Annotated in this window: 17 protein-coding genes and 1 tRNA gene; 11 read left to right on the forward strand and 7 right to left on the reverse strand. The window is 72.2% G+C overall.

Going from position 1 to position 16,315, the window contains the following annotated elements; translation table 11 throughout:
* The first annotated feature begins 3 nt into the window (after positions 1-3).
* Positions 4-1,413 (forward strand): class II fumarate hydratase, encoded by a 1,410-nt coding sequence (locus tag ACFYON_RS11360; RefSeq protein WP_355093912.1) that lies wholly within the window; start codon positions 4-6, stop codon positions 1,411-1,413.
* Between the two features lie 55 nt (positions 1,414-1,468).
* Positions 1,469-2,068, forward strand: coding sequence for a GNAT family N-acetyltransferase (locus ACFYON_RS11365; protein ID WP_355093914.1), 600 nt, complete (start codon positions 1,469-1,471; stop codon positions 2,066-2,068).
* Here the strand turns inward: ACFYON_RS11365 and ACFYON_RS11370 are convergent.
* The gene (locus ACFYON_RS11370) at positions 2,032-2,580 is read right to left on the reverse strand and encodes a CGNR zinc finger domain-containing protein (RefSeq protein ID WP_354868780.1); all 549 of its coding nucleotides are present in this window, start codon (positions 2,578-2,580) and stop codon (positions 2,032-2,034) included. The genes ACFYON_RS11365 and ACFYON_RS11370 overlap by 37 nt on opposite strands.
* A gap of 72 nt (positions 2,581-2,652) precedes the next feature.
* Between ACFYON_RS11370 and ACFYON_RS11375 the strand changes: the two genes are divergently transcribed.
* The 3 genes from ACFYON_RS11375 to ACFYON_RS11385 all read left to right on the forward strand — a co-directional run bounded on the left by ACFYON_RS11375 (position 2,653) and on the right by ACFYON_RS11385 (position 6,082).
* Entirely contained in the window at positions 2,653-3,609 is a 957-nt protein-coding gene (locus tag ACFYON_RS11375) for a DMT family transporter (protein ID WP_355093916.1), read from the forward strand.
* On the forward strand, positions 3,606-4,304 hold the full coding sequence (locus tag ACFYON_RS11380) for an HAD family hydrolase (RefSeq protein WP_355093918.1): 699 nt from the start codon (positions 3,606-3,608) through the stop codon (positions 4,302-4,304). The genes ACFYON_RS11375 and ACFYON_RS11380 overlap by 4 nt, the downstream gene beginning before the upstream one ends.
* 89 nt (positions 4,305-4,393) lie before the next feature.
* Positions 4,394-6,082: a S8 family serine peptidase gene (locus ACFYON_RS11385; protein WP_355093920.1), complete on the forward strand. Its 1,689-nt coding sequence runs from the start codon at positions 4,394-4,396 to the stop codon at positions 6,080-6,082.
* A 68-nt stretch (positions 6,083-6,150) separates the two neighbouring features.
* Here ACFYON_RS11385 and ACFYON_RS11390 read toward each other — a convergent pair whose 3' ends face one another.
* Positions 6,151-7,164, reverse strand: a complete 1,014-nt coding sequence (locus tag ACFYON_RS11390; RefSeq protein ID WP_355093922.1) for a hypothetical protein — start codon at positions 7,162-7,164, stop codon at positions 6,151-6,153.
* Between the two features lie 121 nt (positions 7,165-7,285).
* Positions 7,286-7,933 carry a helix-turn-helix domain-containing protein gene (locus tag ACFYON_RS11395; protein ID WP_354868768.1) on the reverse strand — a complete coding sequence of 216 codons (648 nt, stop codon included), beginning with the start codon at positions 7,931-7,933 and terminating at the stop codon, positions 7,286-7,288.
* 63 nt (positions 7,934-7,996) lie between these two features.
* Here ACFYON_RS11395 and cysS point away from each other — a divergent pair, with 63 nt between their 5' ends.
* Both cysS and rlmB read left to right on the forward strand, forming a co-directional pair.
* On the forward strand, positions 7,997-9,412 hold the full coding sequence (gene cysS / locus ACFYON_RS11400) for a cysteine--tRNA ligase (protein WP_354868765.1): 1,416 nt from the start codon (positions 7,997-7,999) through the stop codon (positions 9,410-9,412).
* Positions 9,412-10,527 carry a 23S rRNA (guanosine(2251)-2'-O)-methyltransferase RlmB gene (rlmB, locus tag ACFYON_RS11405; RefSeq protein ID WP_354868762.1) on the forward strand — a complete coding sequence of 372 codons (1,116 nt, stop codon included), beginning with the start codon at positions 9,412-9,414 and terminating at the stop codon, positions 10,525-10,527. Before cysS ends, rlmB begins: the two co-directional genes overlap by 1 nt.
* A 58-nt stretch (positions 10,528-10,585) precedes the next feature.
* Here the strand turns inward: rlmB and ACFYON_RS11410 are convergent, their stop codons facing one another.
* A complete protein-coding gene (locus ACFYON_RS11410; protein WP_354868759.1) occupies positions 10,586-11,677 on the reverse strand; it encodes a sn-glycerol-3-phosphate ABC transporter ATP-binding protein UgpC in 1,092 nt (363 codons plus the stop codon).
* A 365-nt stretch (positions 11,678-12,042) separates the two neighbouring features.
* Here ACFYON_RS11410 and ACFYON_RS11415 point away from each other — a divergent pair.
* Positions 12,043-12,119 (forward strand) — tRNA-Thr (locus ACFYON_RS11415).
* Between the two features lie 35 nt (positions 12,120-12,154).
* Entirely contained in the window at positions 12,155-12,415 is a 261-nt protein-coding gene (locus tag ACFYON_RS11420; RefSeq protein WP_355047195.1) for an isocitrate lyase/phosphoenolpyruvate mutase family protein, read from the forward strand.
* A gap of 125 nt (positions 12,416-12,540) precedes the next feature.
* Here the strand turns inward: ACFYON_RS11420 and ACFYON_RS11425 are convergent, their stop codons facing one another.
* Positions 12,541-13,605, reverse strand: coding sequence for an aldo/keto reductase (locus tag ACFYON_RS11425; protein WP_354868756.1), 1,065 nt, complete (start codon positions 13,603-13,605; stop codon positions 12,541-12,543).
* Between the two features lie 89 nt (positions 13,606-13,694).
* Here ACFYON_RS11425 and ACFYON_RS11430 point away from each other — a divergent pair, with 89 nt between their 5' ends.
* On the forward strand, positions 13,695-14,300 hold the full coding sequence (locus ACFYON_RS11430) for a TetR/AcrR family transcriptional regulator (protein ID WP_354868753.1): 606 nt from the start codon (positions 13,695-13,697) through the stop codon (positions 14,298-14,300).
* 208 nt (positions 14,301-14,508) lie between these two features.
* Entirely contained in the window at positions 14,509-15,120 is a 612-nt protein-coding gene (locus ACFYON_RS11435) for a histidine phosphatase family protein (RefSeq protein WP_354868750.1), read from the forward strand.
* Between the two features lie 6 nt (positions 15,121-15,126).
* Here ACFYON_RS11435 and ACFYON_RS11440 read toward each other — a convergent pair whose 3' ends face one another.
* Both ACFYON_RS11440 and ACFYON_RS11445 read right to left on the reverse strand, forming a co-directional pair.
* Positions 15,127-15,783 carry a type 1 glutamine amidotransferase domain-containing protein gene (locus ACFYON_RS11440; protein ID WP_354868748.1) on the reverse strand — a complete coding sequence of 219 codons (657 nt, stop codon included), beginning with the start codon at positions 15,781-15,783 and terminating at the stop codon, positions 15,127-15,129.
* Between the two features lie 80 nt (positions 15,784-15,863).
* The gene (locus ACFYON_RS11445) at positions 15,864-16,313 is read right to left on the reverse strand and encodes a hypothetical protein (RefSeq protein WP_354868746.1); all 450 of its coding nucleotides are present in this window, start codon (positions 16,311-16,313) and stop codon (positions 15,864-15,866) included.
* Positions 16,314-16,315: the final 2 nt, after the last annotated feature.

Below are 16,315 nucleotides of genomic sequence, written 5' to 3' on the forward strand. Positions count from 1 at the left end.
AGGATGGTAGGCGTGACGACTCCAGAGGCGACCGGCTACCGGATCGAACGCGACTCGATGGGCGAGGTGGAGGTGCCCGCCGACGCGCTGTGGCGAGCGCAGACCCAGCGCGCGGTGCAGAACTTCCCGATTTCCGGGCGCGGGCTGGAACCGGCACAGATCAAGGCACTGGCCCAGATCAAGGGCGCGGCGGCCTTGGTGAACGGTGAGCTGGGCGTGATCGACGCGGACGTGGCGCAGGCGATCGCCACCGCCGCCGCGCACGTGGCCGAGGGCGGCTACGACGACCAGTTCCCGGTGGACGTGTTCCAGACCGGGTCCGGCACCTCGTCCAACATGAACACGAACGAGGTGATCGCGACGCTGGCGAGCCGCGAGCTGGGCCGCGACGTACACCCGAACGACCACGTGAACGCGTCGCAGTCCAGCAACGACGTGTTCCCCACGTCGATCCACCTGGCCGCCACCCAGTTCGTGGTGGAGGATCTGATCCCGTCGCTGAAGCAGCTCGCGGGCGCGCTGGAGGAGAAGGCGGCCGAGTTCGAGACCGTGGTCAAGGCCGGGCGTACCCACCTGATGGACGCCACGCCGGTAACGCTCGGCCAGGAGTTCGGCGGTTACGCCGCGCAGGTGCGCTACGGCGTCGAGCGGCTGGAGTCGGCGCTGCCCCGGCTGGCCGAGCTGCCGCTGGGCGGCACCGCCGTCGGCACCGGCATCAACACACCGCTGGGCTTCGCCGACCGGGTGATCGGCAAGCTGCGGGAGTCGACCGGGCTGCCGTTGACCGAGGCGCGCAACCACTTCGAGGCGCAGGGCGCCCGGGACGCGCTGGTGGAGATGTCCGGCCAGCTCCGTACCATCGCGGTCGGCCTCTACAAGATCGCAAACGACGTACGCTGGATGGGTTCGGGCCCGCGCGCCGGGCTGCGCGAACTGCGCATCCCGGATCTCCAGCCGGGATCGTCGATCATGCCGGGCAAGGTGAACCCGGTGGTCGCCGAGGCGATGCGGCAGGTCTGCGCCCAGGTGGTCGGCAACGACGCGGCGGTGGCGTTCGCGGGTTCGCAGGGCGACTTCGAGCTGAACGTGATGCTCCCGGTGATGGGCCGCAACCTGCTGGAGTCGACCAAGCTGATCGCCGCGTCCAGCCGGCTGTTCGCCGAGCGGCTGGTGGCCGGCCTGGTCGCGGACGCCGAGGTCTGCCTGGCGTACGCGGAGGGCTCGCCGTCGATCGTCACCCCGCTCAACCGCCATCTCGGGTACGACGAGGCCGCCTCGATCGCCAAGGAGGCGCTGGCCAAGCAGGTGTCCATCCGCGAGGTGGTGATCTCCCGAGGGCACGTCGACTCGGGCAGGCTCACCGAGACCCAGCTGGACGAGGCGCTGGACCTGCTCCGGATGACCCACCCCTGAGGACGGCGCCGGTAATTGCCTCGACCCGTCACCGTGGGCGCGGCATGATCCGACGGTGCGTGACGACGGCGGAGTGTTGCTGGAGACCGCGCGGCTGACGCTGCGCCGGTTCACGATGGACGACGTGGACCGGCTGGTGGCGCTGGACGCCGACCCGGAGGTCATGCGTTTCCTCACGGGCGGCGTGTCGACCCCGGCCGGGACGTTCCGGGACGAGGTGCTGCCCCGGGTGCTCGCCGGGTACGACCGGCATCCCGGGCTCGGCCGATGGGCGGCGCTGGACCGCTTCACCGGCGAGTTCCTCGGCTGGTTCGCGCTCGACCCGTCCGAGGACGGCGCCGAGGCGGAGCTGGGCTACCGGCTGCGCCGTGCGGCGTGGGGGCACGGGCTGGCCAGCGAGGGTGCGCGGGCGTTGGTGCGGCACGCCTTCGACACGGTGGGCGTGCGCCGGGTGTGGGCCGAGACGATGACGATCAACGACCGCTCCCGCGCGGTGATGGCCCGCGCCGGGTTGCGCTACGTCCGCACCTTCCACCTGACCTTCGACGACCCGATCCCGGGTACGGAGCACGGCGAGGTGGAGTACGAGCTGCGCCGCGACGAGTGGCCCGCGACGCGTCAGGAGTGGGACGCGGCGGCCCTGCGGGCCCGGTAGGCGCTCACCGCGGCCCGGTTGCCGCAGCCGGCGTCGCAGAACCGGCGGGACCGGTTCCGGGACAGGTCGACGAGCACGTTGTCGCAGTCGGGGTGGTCGCAGTGCCGCAGCCGGCTCAGCTCGCCCATCCGGACCAGGTCGGCCATCGCCATCGCGGCCTCGACGGCCATCCGGGTTGGCAGCGGCGCGTCCCGCGGCACGGCGTGCAGGTGGTACGGCTCGTCGTCGTGCCGGACGAGTTGCGGCAGCGCCTGCGACTCGCGCAGCAGTGCGTTGACGATCGCCACCACCTCGTCGGTGTCGGCGTACCAGATGCGGCGCAGCCGGGGCCGCAGCGCGCGGACCTGGCGCAGTTCGGCGTCGGTGTGCTCGTGCCGGCCGCTCCATTCGTGGGTGGTGAAGAAGGCGTCCAGGGCTGCTACGTCGGGCAGCCCTTCCCGGTCGTCGCCGGCGGTGTTCACCAGTGCGGCTGCGCTGACCAGCGCGCATTCGGTGTCATGGGCGAAAAGCAACTTGACTCCTGTCGGAGGCTGCGCCTAGCGTCATCAGCATAGTCTCCCTTCACTCATGACCAGGAGAAGCCGATGCGTGAACGGTCCGGCGTCGGGCTCGGCCTGGCGCTGCTCTCCGCGATCACCTTCGCCACCTCGGGCACCTTCGCCCGCCCACTGATCACCGGGGAGTGGTCGGCGGTCGCTGTGGTGATCGCCCGGGTCGGCATCGCCGCGCTGGTGCTCGCCGTCCCCGCCGTGCTGGCGCTGCGCGGCAGGTGGGCGGTGCTGCGCCGCAACGCGCTCAGCGTGGTGCTGTTCGGGGTGCTCGGCGTGGCCACGGCGCAGGCGTGCTTCTTCAACGCGGTCCGCTACCTCCCGGTCGGTATGGCGCTCCTGCTGGAATACCTCGGCATCGTGCTCGTGGTCGGATGGATGTGGCTGGCCTACGGGCAGCGTCCCCGGCTGCTGACGGTGGCCGGCTCGGTCACCGCCCTGTGTGGACTGGTGCTCGTCCTCGACCTCACCGGCGCCGAGCGACTCGACCCGGTGGGTGTGCTCTGGGGGCTCGGCGCGGGCGTCGGGCTGGCCGGATACTTCGTCATCGCCGGCCGGATCGACTCGGGTCTGCCCTCGGTGGTGATGGCCACCGGCGGCATGGCGGTCGGCGCTCTGGCGTTGCTCCTGCTCGGCGGCATCGGCGCGCTGCCGCTCGCCGCCGGCACCGCCGACGTCACCTTCGGCGGGCACCGGGTGAGCTGGCTGGTTCCGGTCGCCGGGCTGTCGCTCATCGCCGCGGTGGTCGCGTACCTGGCCGGTGTCGCCAGCACCCGGCTGCTCGGGGCCCGGCTGTCGTCCTTCGTGGGGCTGACCGAGGTGATGTTCGCGGTGCTGATCGCCTGGCTGGTGCTCGACGAGCTGCCCGGCCTGATCCAGCTGGCCGGCGGCGTGCTCATCCTCGGCGGCGTCGCCCTGGTCCGGGCGGACGAACTGCGCGGCACACCGTCGGTGACCGCACCGGCCGAGCCCGCGCTGACCGGCGAACGATGAGCGGGCCGCGCAGCGCCGTCGTCTTCGACGCCGACGAGACTCTCGTCGACCTGCGCCCGGCGGTCACCGGCGCGCTCGTCGCCGTACTCGAGGAGATGCGGCGGCGGACCCCGGCGGCGGCCGCAGTGTCGCTCGCGGACCTGGAGGGGGACTGGGGTGCGGTGTTCGGCGCGCTCAGCGCCGCCCCGGTGCAGGAGATCCGGCGGGCCGCCCTGGCCCGCTCGCTGGCCCGGGCCCGGCTGGAGGCGGACCTGGACGAGTTCGCGGAGTTGTTCTTCGCCCGCCGGTACGCGCTGAGCCGGCCCTTCCCCGACGTGCTGCCCGCGCTGGCGGCGCTGCGCCCGCATCACGTGCTGGGCTTCGCCACGAACGGCAACAGCCGCGCCGAACGCTGCGGCCTCGCCGGGCAGTTCGCCTTCGAGGTGTACGCGCACGAGGGCGGCTTGCTCAAGAAGCCGTCGCCGGAGTTCTTCGCGGCGGTGGTGGCGGCAGCCGGACTGCCCGCCGCGCGCATCGTCCACGTCGGTGACTCGCCGGAGCACGACGTGGTCGCCGCCCAGCGGGCCGGACTGCGTGCGGTCTGGCTCAACCGGGCCGGGCTTCCCCGGCCTCGGGGCCTCGAACCCGACGCCGAGGTGTCCACACTTGCCGGACTGTCTACCGTGCTCAACACCTTGACGAGCGCGAATGCCTAGTTGCGGCCGATAACGGACGTCGATCTGGCGGAACGCGCTCCCGTGAGGTGGGATGACACCACGTCCCTCAACGAGAGGATCTGAATGTGGTGAGCAAGCGCTTCACCGTCGGCGCGGTCGCGGCTGCGGCCTCGCTGGCACTCACGGTGACCGGCCTGGGCATCCCGGCGAGCGCCGCGCCGTCGGACACCCGGACCTTCACCGTGCTGGCCGAGAGCGGCGTCTCCACCGACGCCGCGATCGCCGCGATCACCGCCGCCGGTGGCAAGGTCGTCGCCCGCACCGACGACGTCGGCCTCTTCCAGGTCAGAAGCGACCGGGCGGACTTCGCCAGCCGGGCCAACGCGGCCGGTGCCCTGGTCGGCGCCGCCGAGGAGAAGGCGATCGGCCGCAAGCCGAAGCTGGACCGGGTCGAGCAGGAGCACCTGCTGGCCGCCGCGGCGACCAAGGGCAAGGTCGCCAAGGGCAAGAGCAAGAAGATGGACCCGCTCGACGACAAGCTCTGGGGCCTGGACATGATCCGGGCCGACAAGGCCCGCAAGATCGAGCCGGGCGACCGTCGGGTGACCGTCGGCGTCCTGGACACCGGCGTCGACGCCAGCCAGCCCGACCTGGCACCGAACTTCAACTGGGCGCTGTCGCGCAACTTCGCCCCGGACATCCCCGAGGTGGACGGCCCGTGCGAGGTGGCGAGCTGCCTCGACCCGGTCGGCACCGACGACGGCGGGCACGGCACGCACGTGGCCGGCACCATCGGCGCCGCCGCGAACGGCTTCGGCCTGTCCGGCGTGGCCCCGAACGTCTCCCTGGTGGAGCTGAAGGGTGGCCAGGACAGCGGCTACTTCTTCCTCAACCCGGTGGTGAACGCCCTGGTGCACGCGGGCCGCTCCGGGCTGGACGTGGTGAACATGTCCTTCTACGTCGACCCGTGGCTCTACAACTGCACCGCCAACCCGGCCGACTCGCCGGAGGCCCAGGCCGAGCAGCGCACCGTGATCGAGGCGATGAAGCGGGCGCTGAACTTCGCGCACCGCAACGGCGTCACGCTCGTCGGCTCGCTCGGCAACAACCACGAGGACCTGGGCGCGCCGCGTACCGACGTGAGCAGCCCGGACTACGGCGCCGACCCGTACCCGCGCCCGATCGACAACGCGAGCTGCTGGGACCTGCCGGTCGAGGGCCCGCACGTGATCGGCGTGTCGGCGGTCGGCCCGTCCGGCAAGAAGGCCGACTACTCGAACTACGGCACCGAGCAGATCTCGGTGGCGGCGCCGGGTGGCTGGTTCCGGGACGGCTTCGGCACCGACACCTACCGCACGGACGCCAACATGATCCTCTCCACGTACCCGAAGAAGGTGCTCCAGGAGGAGGGGTCGGTCGACGAGAACGGAAACATCGTCGCCGGCTTCGAGGAGTCGGTGTTCAAGCAGTGCACCGCCAAGGGTGAGTGTGGCTACTACACCTACCTCCAGGGCACCTCGATGGCGTCCCCGCACGTCTCGGGTGTGGCGGCGCTGATCGTCAGCAAGCACGGCAAGAAGGAGGGCCGCAACGGCTACGGCATGGCGCCGAACCTGGTCGAGCAGCACCTCTACCGGACGGCGGCCGAGCACGCCTGCCCGGAGCCGCGGCTGCAGTCCTACACCAACGAGGGCCGGGACGCCGAGTTCGACGCGTACTGCGCGGGCTCGCTGAACTTCAACGGCTTCTACGGCTACGGCATCGTCGACGCCTACGCCGCGGTGAAGACCCCGGTCAAGCCGAACGTCCGACCGTAACGACAGTTTCCCCGAGGTGGCGGTGTCCGGAGTGCCCGGACACCGCCACCTCGGCGTTCCGGCCCGTGTCACGGCCGCCATCCCCGGGCCACCAGGGCGGCGCGGATCTCCCGGACCAGGGCGGGGAACTCCTTGTGCAGGCGGCGGCCGGTCACGTGCAGGACCAGCCAGCCGGCCTCGACGAGCTGGTCGAGCCGCCGCCGGTCGAAGTGCGTCCGGTCCGCGTCGGCGTGCCCCTGACCGTCGTGCTCGACGGCGACCCGGAACTCCGGCCAGGCCAGGTCGGGGTGCAGGATCAGGCCGGGCGACACGCGCACCGGATGCTGGGCCACCGGGCGCGGCAGGCCGGCGAAGACGAGGCGTACCCGCAGGTGGGACTCGGGCGGTGACTGGGCCAGCCCGTCGGTCAGGCCGAACACCCACGTCGCCCGCCGCCCACCGGGACGAGCGGCGTTCCGGGCCGCCTCGCCCGCCAACGCCGAGCGGCTCACCGAACCGGCACGCAGCAGCCCGTCGATGATGCCGACCGCCTTCACCGGATCGGCCCAGACCGCGGTCTCCCAGGCACAGGCGACCGGATCGGTACGCGGCGGCGGCCCGGCCAGGATCACCGCCGCGCCGAGTGACGGCGGCGCGTACGGTTTCGATGCCGTGCCCGCGTGTGGGGCGGTTCCTGCGGCTGAGACCGTTCGCGGGGCGGCGCCGACGGGGACCAGGAGGCCGCTGCGCGTGCTCGACATCGGGGCGTGGTGCACCCGGACACCCGGCTGCGAGTCGGCCCGGACCGTGGCCGGCAGCAGGACGTGCACGTCGTCGGTGAATCCGGCGGCGTGCTCGACCCCGTGCAGGTAGGCCGCCGAGGGGCCGGCGATCGAGGCGCCGGCCGGCATGCGCAGCAACGCGGCGCGGCAGGCCAGTGCGTGGTCGCGGTCGAGTCGCGCGTCGGCGTAGACGTCCTGCCGGAGCCGGATCCAGGACGCGCCCCGCAGATGGTGCCGGGACAGCAGCCCGCGCCGGATCGCTTCCGAGCCCCGGAAGACCTGCCAGGCCAGCTCCGGCGGTCGATGAGGATGAGGTGGCATCTGACGAGCGTGGCGGCGCACGGGCAGAGACCGGTACCCCTGTGGACAGCCGCAGCCGAGCCGCCCGCCGCGCCCTGTGGACAACCCCCGAGCGACCCGCCGGTGTGCTATCGGCCCCGTGTCAGGAGAGCGCGGCGGCCACCGCCTCGGCGGCGGCCGTGACCTGGGCGCCGACGTCCGCCACGTCGAGTGGGGTCAGCGACACCACCCCGACGCTGCCCTCCAGACCCGGCACGCCGAGCACCGGGACGGCCACCCCGTACGCGCCCGACTGCAGCTCGCCGCTGGTGCTCACCGGCCCCGGATCGCCGGTCCGCCCGGCCAGCACCGCCCGGCCCGCCGCGCCCCGCTCCAGCGGGTGCCGGGTGCCGGTCCGGTACGCCACGTGGAAGGACGTCCAGCTCGGCTCGACCACCGCCAGCGCGACCCCCTCGCCGCTCTCGACCACAGTCAGGTGGGCGGTCGCGCCGGTGCCCTCGGCGAGGCGGCGCAGCGCGGGCAGCGCTCCCTCGGCCAGCAGCGGCTGGGCGCGTCGGGCCAGGTGCAGCACGCCCACGCCGATGCGCAGGCGGCCCTCGCCGTCGCGCCGCAGCATCCCGTGGCCGGTCAGCGCGCCGACCAGCCGGTAGACGGCCGCCCGGCCGATGCCCAGCCGGTGCGCCGCCTCGGTGACTGTCAGCCCGCCCGGCGCGTCCGCGACGAGGTGCAGCAGCCGCAGACCCCGGTCCAGGGTCTGTGCGGTCTCTCCGGAACGCGCCGCCGTGTCCACAGCACGCAGCGTACGACCCGGCTCCGGCCAACCCGGAAATGTGCGGGCGGCTACCCTTGTGAGGTGACACTACGTCTGTATGACACCGCCACCCGATCGGTGCGGGACTTCGTCCCGCGGGAAGCCGGCAAGGTGGGGGTCTACCTGTGTGGTCTCACGCTCCAGGCCCCGCCGCACATCGGTCACCTTCGCTCCGGCGTCAACTACGACGTGCTGCGCCGCTGGCTGCTCAGCAAGGGCTTCGAGGTCACGTTCATCCGCAACCTGACCGACATCGACGACAAGATCCTGGTCAAGGCGATGGAGCAGGACCGGCCGTTCTGGTCGATCGCGTACGCGAACGAGCAGATCCTGGCCGCCTCCTACCGCGCGCTCAACGTGCTCCCCCCGACGTGCGAGCCGCGCGCCACCGGGCACGTCCCGGAGATGCACGAGCTGATCGCCCGGCTGATCGAGACCGGTCACGCCTATCCGGCCACCGACGGCTCCGGCGACGTCTACTTCGACGTGGCCTCCTGGCCCGCGTACGGTTCGCTGTCCGGCCAGTCGCCTGCGGACATGCAGTCCGCGGACGACGCCCCCGACCGGGGCAAGCGCGACCCGCGTGACTTCGCGCTCTGGAAGGGCGTCAAGCCGGGCGAGCCGGCCGATGCCTACTGGCCGTCGCCGTGGGGGCGCGGACGCCCCGGCTGGCACATCGAGTGCTCGGCCATGTGCTGGCGCTACCTGGGCCCCGATTTCGACATCCACGGCGGTGGGCTCGATCTGACATTCCCGCACCACGAGAACGAGATCGCCCAGTCGCAGGCCGCCGACCTGCCGTTCGCGCGCTACTGGGTGCACCACGGCCTGCTCAGCATCGGCGGCACCAAGATGGGCAAGTCGCTCGGCAACACGCTCGACCTCGACTATGTGGCCTCGCTCGGGGTCCGCACGGTGGAGCTGCGCTACTACTACGTCGCCGCGCACCACCGCTCCCGCATCGACTACTCCGAGGACGCGCTGCGCGAGGCCGCTGTCGCGTACCGGCGGATCGAGGGCTTCGTGCAGCGGGCGGCCGAGCGGGTCGGCGCGGGCCGGCCCGGCGACCTGCCGGCCGGGTTCGTCGCGGCGATGGACGACGACCTCAACACGTCTGCGGCGCTGGCGGCGCTGCACGAGGTGGTGCGCGACGGCAACACCGCGCTCACCGCCGGGGACGATGTGACCGTCCGCACGACGCTCGCCGCCACCCGGGCGATGCTGGATATCCTCGGCGTCGACCCCTTGGACCCGGCCTGGACCGGCGGCGGCCGCACGGACGACCTGCGCGGTGTGGTGGACTCCCTGATCGCGCTGGCCCTGGAGCAGCGCGCGCAGGCCCGCAGCCGCAAGGACTGGGCGGCCGCCGACGCCGTACGCGACCAGCTCAAGCAGGCAGGCGTGGTCGTCGAGGACACCCCCCAGGGCCCGCGTTGGACTATTGGAGAGCAGGACTGATGGCCGGCAACTCGCAGCGCCGTGGCCGGCGACTGACGCCGAAGGCGGGTGCCCCCAAGGGCACCGGTGGCAAGAACAAGGACTCTCTCGGCGGGCGGGGCCGCACGCTGCCCGCCGACGAGCGGCCCTGGCACAAGGCGTACTCGGGCACCGAGAAGCTGCCCCAGCGCACCGCCTGGAAGCAGGACAAGGAGCGCCGCGCCGCCGCCGAGGAGGGCCGCTCGCCCAAGATCGGCCAGCCCGGCACCAAGGACACCACCTGGGGCAAGGGCAGCCGGCCCGGTGTGCCGCTCAAGGGCGGCAAGGGCAAGCCCGGCGGTCGGGGCGGCCCTCGGGTCGCGCCGGGTCGCAAGGCCAACCCGGCGAAGGACAGCCCGGAGCTGCTGGTCGGGCGCAACCCGGTGCTGGAGTCGCTGCGCACCCAGGTGCCCGCGACCGCGCTCTACACCGCGCAGGGCATCGACATGGACGACCGGGTCAAGGAGATCGTCCGCACCGCCGCCGACCGGGGCATCGCGATCCTGGAGGTCAGCCGCGCCGAGCTGGACCGGATGACCGGCGGGGTGCTGCACCAGGGGGTAGGCCTCCAGGTGCCGCCGTTCGTCTACGAGGCGTTCGACGACCTGGTCGCCGCCGCGCTGGAGCAGGCCGCCCCGCTGCTCGTCGCGCTGGACGGGGTCACCGACCCGCGCAACCTCGGCGCTGTCATCCGGTCGGCCGCCGCGTTCGGCGCGCAGGGTGTCTTCGTACCCGAACGGCGTGCCGCCGGGATCACCGCGACCGCCTGGCGGACCAGCGCCGGCGCGGCGGCGCGCGTGCCGGTCGCCCAGGTCACCAACCTGACCCGGTCGCTCAAGGCGTGCAAGGACGCCGGCTTCGTCGTGGTCGGCCTGGACGCCGACGGGCAGACCGACCTGTACGACCTGGAGGCCGCCGTCGGCCCGCTGGTCGTGGTGGTCGGCTCGGAGGGCCGCGGGCTGTCCCGCCTGGTCGGGGAGACCTGCGACCTGACCGTCAGCATCCCGATGATCTCCGACGTGGAGTCGCTCAACGCCAGCGTCGCCGCCGCGGTCACGCTCGCCGAGGTCGCCCGCCGCCGGTCCGTCGAGGCCTGATCGAGAGTACGAAGAAGGGGCGGTCCGCCGTGGCGGGCCGCCCCTTCTTTCGCGTACGTCAGATCCGGATGCCGGTGGTGGCGTGGAAGACGTGGCTACGGCCGACACGCGGCTTGACGAACACGGTGTCGCCCATGTTCGGCATGGTGCGCCGGTCGGTGCGGACCACGAACCGCTCGTTGTGGCCCTCAAGCGCGGCGTGGCCGTAGACGTTGGCGTCGGAGCCCAGGTCCTCGACCAGCTCGACCACGACCGGCATGCCGCCCTCGGACGGGCTCACCAGGTCGCAGTCCTCCGGACGGAAGCCGACGGTGACCTTGCCGTCGCCGCCCTCGGCGCGGGCCGCCTCGACCTGCTCGCGGGTCAGCGGCATGATCATCTCGGCGAACACGCCGCCCTGGTCGGTCAGCTTCACCGTCTTGATGTTCATGGCCGGGGAGCCCATGAAGCCGGCGACGAAGACGTTGGCCGGGGTGTCGTAGAGCGCCCGCGGGGTGTCCACCTGCTGGAGCACGCCGTCGAGCATGACCGCCACCCGGTGACCCATGGTCATGGCCTCGACCTGGTCGTGGGTGACGTAGACGGTGGTGACGCCCAGCTTCGCCTGGAGCGAGGCGATCTGGGTACGGGTCTGCACACGCAGCTTGGCGTCGAGGTTCGACAGCGGCTCGTCCATGAGGAAGACCTGCGGCTCGCGGACGATCGCGCGGCCCATGGCGACACGCTGGCGCTGACCGCCGGAGAGCGCCTTCGGCTTGCGGCTGAGGAACTCCTCCAGCTGGAGCAGCCCGGCCGCTTCCTTGACCCGCCGGTCGATCTCCGCCTTCGAGGTCTTGCGCAGCTTGAGGGCGAACGCCATGTTCTCGTACACCGTCATGTGCGGGTAGAGGGCGTAGTTCTGGAAGACCATCGCGATGTCGCGGGCCTTCGGCGGGAGGTGGGTGACGTCCCGGTCGTCGATGTAGATCGCGCCGTCGTCGACGTCCTCCAGGCCGGCGAGCATCCGGAGGCTGGTGGACTTGCCGCAGCCGGACGGGCCGACCAGGACGAGGAACTCCCCGTCACCGATCTGGAGGTCGAGCTGGTTGACGGCGGGGCGCTCGGTGCCCGGATAGATCCGGGACGCCTTCGAGTAGGTGACCGTAGCCATGATGGAGCGCTTCCTTTCACCGGCAGGAACGTGCCGGACGATCCGAGTGAAGGAGCGACCGGCGCCCGAGGCGCCGGCCAACGGGGTCGTCGCTCGGGCAGCCGAGGCCGGCCGGAGTGTCGTCCGTGTCACTGCACGGTAAACGGCTTTCGCGATCGTGCCAAGACGTGGCGCGAGGGATGGGACGGACGGCATACGCATAACGGTCAGTCGGGCACGGCGCGGCATCAATCTCCCCGCCTGGGAGCGCGGCCAGGTGATGATCCATCGCCATCCCGGTCGGGATACCGACGTTTTCCGTGCTGGGGAGCCCTGCGAGGCGGGATTTCCGGGGCTCAGTCGCTATGCTGACCCCCAACGCACGCGCCCCTGTAGCTCAGCTGGCCAGAGCACTCGCCTTGTAAGCGAGATGTCGCCGGTTCGATCCCGGCCGGGGGCTCCAATTCCATCAGGCGTTTCGCGGCGGCAGCCGCTGCGATCCGGCCGGATGACAGCAACGCTGACAGCAACGAGCTCGCGGTGCCGTTGAACGTCATGGCCGGGCCGGGCTCACCCTCGATCAGTGAGCTTGCCGGCCTGGGCGTCACGAGGGTCAGCCTCGGCCCGGCGATCGCCCTGACCGCGTACGCGGCGGCGCGGCGCGCCGCCCGCGAGTTGCTGGCCGCTGGGACCTACCAGGCCCTCGACGGCGCACTGGGCTTCGCCGAGACCGATGCGCTGATGGCTGCGCAGGCCTGACGGGTGACGAACTGAGTGACAACGGCGGCGTCCGGCAGTGGCTCCAATTCCATTAGGCGTTTCGGCCGGCCGCCGTCGCCGGACGAAGGCGACAAGCTGCTCTTCGTCTTCGACGGGCAGGACGGTCAGGCGGCGCCACGCTCGCTGACCGGCCGGCGGCGCAGGTCCGGCTTCAGCAGGGCCGGGGGCAGGTAGGCCTGGTCGAGCCGGGTGACATCGGTGCCGGGCGCGACGATCTCGTCGATCCGGTCGAGTAGCTCGTCGGTGAGCGTGACGTCGAGGCCCGCGAGCAGGTCGTCGAGGTGCTCCATGGTGCGCGGGCCGAGGATCGCGCTGGTCACGCCGGGGTGTGCGATGGCGAATGCCATGGCGAGGTGGGTCAACGGCATGCCGGCCTCGTCGGCGAGCGGGATGAGTTGTTCGACGACGTCGATCCGGCGCTCGTCGGTGAGGTGCTTGGAGAAGCGGGCACGGCGCAGGTCGTTCTGCTCGCCCTTGCGGACCCGGCCGGTGAGCATCCCCTGCCCGAGCGGGCCCCACACCAGCGTGCCCATCCCGTAGCGCTGCGCGGCCGGCAGCACCTCGCTCTCGATGCCGCGGTTGAGGATCGAGTAGGGCGGCTGCTCGGTGTGGAAACGTTCCAGCCCGCGCCGCTCGGCGACCCACTGGGCCTCGACGAGGTGGGATGCGGGCATCGTGGATGACCCGATCGCCCGGACCTTGCCACTGCGGATCAGGTCGGAGAGCGCGGAGAGCGTCTCCTCGATGTCGATGTCGGTGTCGGGGTCCGGGCGCTGGATCTGGTAGAGGTCGATGTGGTCGGTCTGCAGGCGGCGTAGTGAGCCCTCGACCGCGGTCATGATCCAGCGGCGGGAGGCACCTCGCTGGTTGGGGTCGGTGGCGGCGGCCGCGCCCGGCGTCCGGGTCGGCGCGTTCAGCCTGGGAAGGCCCACCTTGGTCGCGAGGACGACGTTGTCGCGGCGCCCCTTGAGGGCCCTGCCCACGATCTCCTCCGAGTCGCCGTAGGCGTCGGCGGTGTCGACAAGGTTGATTCCCGCATCCAGCGCCTTGTGGATGACCTTGATCGAGTCGTCAGGGTCGGGGTTGCCGATCACCGTGGCGAACATCAGCGTGCCGAGCGCGTACGGGCTGACCTGGATGCCGGTCCGGCCCAGGGTGCGGTACTGCATGAACGTCTCCCTGCGGTATCGTGGTTATGCGGAATCCCTTTCCGGAACTATACGGAAAGGTTTTCCGGAAAAGCAAGGGAGGTGCAGCTGTGTCCGACAGCACGGCAGATTTCGGTGTTCGCGAACGCGCGCCGCGCCGACTGCGCACCGACGCGCGCCGCAACATCGAGTCCCTGCTCGAAGCGGCGAAGACGGTCTTCAGCACCATCGGCGTCGATGCCCCGGCCAAAGAGATCACCGATCTGGCCGGCGTCGGCGTCGGCACGCTCTACCGGCACTTCCCGCAGCGCTCGGATCTGATCAAGGCCGTCATCGAGCGGGAGATCGACGCCTGCGCCGACGCGGCCCCGGCGCTGGCCGCCGCGCACGAGCCGGGGGCCGCCCTCGCGAAGTGGCTCGACCGGTTCACCGCGTTCGTCGCGACCAAACGCGGATTCGCCGCGGCCCTGCACTCCGGCGATCCGGCGTTCGACGGCCTACCCGGATATCTCATGCAGAAGCTGGGACCGGCTCTCGAGTCGTTGCTCGAAGCCGCTACCGCCAGCGGCGAGGTCCAGGTTCGGATCAGCGCCCAGGACCTGCTGTACGCCGTCGCGAAACTGTGTGCGCCCATGCCGGACGAGGACCCCGACTACGGCCGGCGCATGGTCGCGCTCCTCGTCGTCGGATTGCGGTCCGGCGAATCCCCGCGCTGACGCGGCCTCAGACGTTGTACGCGCGGGGTGCAGGGGGGCCACCAGGAGCGAGGAGGCTGCCCGGCGGATCGGCGGCCTGGGACCGGTACATGGTGCTGCTCGACGGGCACGGCCAGGGCCCCCGTGAACCAGCCGGAGGGCGGCGATCAGCCCGGGCCGGTCGGCGAGGGACGGGTTAGTCTCGCTGTCCCCGACCGTGGAGGTGCCGATGCCCAGCCGACTGCTCTACCTGGTCCGCCACGGCGAGCAGGACCGCCCGGAGGAGGAGGCGGACACCGGCCTGTCCGAGAAGGGCCGGCGGCAGGCGACGCTGCTGGGCGAGCGGCTGCGCGGCACGCGCTTCGACGCCGTACACCATGGGCCGGCCCGCCGGGCCGCGGAGACCGCCGCGCTGGTCGCGGCGTCGCTGCCGGGTGTTCCGGTACGCGCGGACGACCGCGCCGGCGACCACGTGCCGCACGACACCGACCCGGCCGAGCTGCCGGAGCGGTACGCGGCGTTCCTGGCCGGCTTCACCGAGCGGGAGCGGCGCGACGGGCCGCGCGTGACGGCGGAGGCGGTGGCCCGGTTCGCCACCGCCCCCGCGCAGGGTGACGTACGCGAGCTGGTCGTCACCCACAACTTCCTGGTCGCCTGGCTGGTGCTGAACGCGCTGGAGGCGCCGGCCCGGCGATGGATCGGGCTCAATCAGCAGAACTGCGGGCTCACGGTGATCCGCTACAGCTCGGGCGGCCCGCCGGCGCTCATCGCGTTCAACGACGTCGCCCACCTGCCGCCCGAGCTGCGTGCCACCGGCCTGCCCGACGACTACCGGATCTGACCGCGCTCAGGCGCGCAGCTTCACCACGGCGTCGGCCACGGCGCGGGCGGACTGCGGGTTCTGGCCGGTCACCAGGCGCTCGTCGACCACCACGTGCTCGGTGAAGTCCGGCGCCGGCACGTGCTGCGCGCCCGCCTCGGCGAGCTTGTCGGCGAGCAGGAACGGCACCTCGTCGGTGAGGCCGACGGCCGCCTCCTCGCTGTTCGTGAAGCCGGCCACCCGCTTGCCGGCGATCAGCCGGGAGCCGTCGGTGAGGGTGAGGTTCACCAGCGCCGCCGGTCCGTGGCAGACGGCGGCCACCACGCCGCCGCGCTCGTAGACCGAGCGGGCGATCCGGGCCAGGTCGGGGTCGTCGGGGAAGTCCCACATGGTGCCGTGACCGCCGGCGAAGAGGATCACGTCGTACCCGTCCGGGTCGACGTCGGCGGCCTTCGGCGTGTCGGTGACGCCTGCGGTCGCGAGGAAGTCGTTCTGGGTGCTGTCGTTCTCGTCCCGGCCGTCGACCGGCGGCTCCCCGCCGGCCACCGACACCAGGTCGACGTCGTACCCGGCGGCCCGGAACACCTCCCACGGCTCGGCGGCCTCGCCGACGTAGTAGCCGGTCGAGCGGCCGGTGCGGCCCAGCTCGGAGTGACTGGTCATGGCGATGAGTGCGCGAGTCATGCCCTCCATGCTGGCCCGCTCGCCCGTCCGCCGGCCATAGGCCGAAGTCACAGCCGGATCGGGTTTGAGGTCCGGGCGGGTCAGCCGGTGGCGTCGCCGAGCAGTTCGACCACCTGCGCGGTGACGGCCGGTGGCCGGGCGGCGGCCCCGCAGTCCACGTACCCGGTCTGGGCCGGGCCGACGGTCAGCCGGTAGGTGAACCCGTCGGCGCAGTTGTCCGGGCCCTTGGTTTCCGCGGTCTCGGCGGCCAGCCGGGGGTCGGTGGTGAGCTGCTGCAGCCGGGTGAGGTCCGCCGTGGCGAGCCGGCCCTCCTGGGCGGCGCCGGTCCGGTCGGTCTTGGTCCACTGGCCGTCCGGCCGCACGGTGACCGTGTCCTTCACCCCGGCTATGCCGCCGGACTTCACGAGCACGACCTCGGCGGCCAGCGGCGAGGGGCCGTCCGTGATGACGGGTGGCGCGTCGGTGCGGGCGCAGCCGGCGATCGGGACGAGAAGGGCGGCGACGGCAGCGATGGCGGGGGCAGCTCTCATAC

This window comes from Micromonospora sp. NPDC005686 (assembly GCF_042871665.1).
In the GTDB taxonomy this organism is placed as follows: Bacteria; Actinomycetota; Actinomycetes; order Mycobacteriales; family Micromonosporaceae; genus Micromonospora.

What these genes read in the sequence shown, in the direction of transcription:
- ACFYON_RS11380 (WP_355093918.1), top strand. Translation starts at nt 3,606, where the DNA reads ATGAGCGGGCCGCGCAGCGCCGTCGTCTTCGACGCCGACGAGACTCTC.
- ACFYON_RS11445 (WP_354868746.1), bottom strand. Translation starts at nt 16,313, where the DNA reads ATGAGAGCTGCCCCCGCCATCGCTGCCGTCGCCGCCCTTCTCGTCCCG.
- ACFYON_RS11375 (WP_355093916.1), top strand. Translation starts at nt 2,653, where the DNA reads ATGCGTGAACGGTCCGGCGTCGGGCTCGGCCTGGCGCTGCTCTCCGCG.
- ACFYON_RS11410 (WP_354868759.1), bottom strand. Translation starts at nt 11,677, where the DNA reads ATGGCTACGGTCACCTACTCGAAGGCGTCCCGGATCTATCCGGGCACC.
- ACFYON_RS11440 (WP_354868748.1), bottom strand. Translation starts at nt 15,783, where the DNA reads ATGACTCGCGCACTCATCGCCATGACCAGTCACTCCGAGCTGGGCCGC.
- rlmB (WP_354868762.1), top strand. Translation starts at nt 9,412, where the DNA reads ATGGCCGGCAACTCGCAGCGCCGTGGCCGGCGACTGACGCCGAAGGCG.
- ACFYON_RS11390 (WP_355093922.1), bottom strand. Translation starts at nt 7,164, where the DNA reads ATGCCACCTCATCCTCATCGACCGCCGGAGCTGGCCTGGCAGGTCTTC.
- ACFYON_RS11425 (WP_354868756.1), bottom strand. Translation starts at nt 13,605, where the DNA reads ATGCAGTACCGCACCCTGGGCCGGACCGGCATCCAGGTCAGCCCGTAC.
- ACFYON_RS11435 (WP_354868750.1), top strand. Translation starts at nt 14,509, where the DNA reads ATGCCCAGCCGACTGCTCTACCTGGTCCGCCACGGCGAGCAGGACCGC.
- ACFYON_RS11360 (WP_355093912.1), top strand. Translation starts at nt 4, where the DNA reads ATGGTAGGCGTGACGACTCCAGAGGCGACCGGCTACCGGATCGAACGC.